This is a genomic window from Sulfuriferula multivorans (genome assembly GCF_003851125.1).
Lineage (GTDB): Bacteria > Pseudomonadota > Gammaproteobacteria > Burkholderiales > Sulfuriferulaceae > Sulfuriferula > Sulfuriferula multivorans.
The window spans coordinates 1-618 of the sequence record NZ_BGOW01000068.1 but is presented as its reverse complement, the minus strand read 5'-3'; the positions used below and the strand labels follow the sequence as shown (position 1 = coordinate 618).

1 protein-coding gene and 1 pseudogene are annotated in these 618 nt (G+C 54.2%); both read left to right on the top strand.

Going from position 1 to position 618, the window contains the following annotated elements:
• Window positions 1-96: 96 nt before the first annotated feature.
• Window positions 97-360, top strand: a pseudogene (locus EI185_RS17510) (transposase); the annotation flags it as partial.
• Between the two features lie 8 nt (window positions 361-368).
• Window positions 369-618: IS3 family transposase (locus EI185_RS17505; RefSeq protein WP_189836459.1), on the top strand; the 250-nt coding region annotated here is incomplete at its 3' end.

The following is a 618-nucleotide window of genomic DNA, read 5'->3' as shown; positions in this document are numbered from 1 at the left end:
TGTAGTGGTCTAATTTACACAGACACTCCGATAGGTGGATCATTCACCTATGGAGAAACCTGGATGGGCAAGCAACGTCGGTAATTTGATGCTGGTTTTAAATTGGAAGTAGTACGCATGGTCAAGGATCAAGGGCTGAGCGTCAGTCAGGTTAGTCAAACCATGAGTTCGGGCGAGAGCGCCATCCGCCGCTGGATTCGTCAATACGAGAGTGAGCTGGCAGGCCAGCCTGGCATAGGTAAACCGCTGACACCTGAACAGCAGCGTATCCGTCAGCTTGAAGCCGAACTACGCCAGCTGCGCATGGATAACGATGTCTTAAAAAAGGCATCGGCCTTCTTTGCCCGCGAACTCAAATGAGCTATCAAATGATTCAGCAACTGCAACAGAAGGCCATTCCGCTACAACAGGCGTGTCGTGTCCTGTCGGTGAGCCGTGCTGGTTATTACCAGTCGTTACGACGTCCGGTAAATGCGACGCGGTTGCTTGCCACGACACACCTTAAAGCGGCTTTTGTCGCCAGCGGTCAGTGCTATGGCAGCCGCCGCCTGGTGCATGCGTTGCAGGCGCAGGGCATGACCATGGGTCGGCACCAGGTGAGCAGCCTGATGCGTGAAG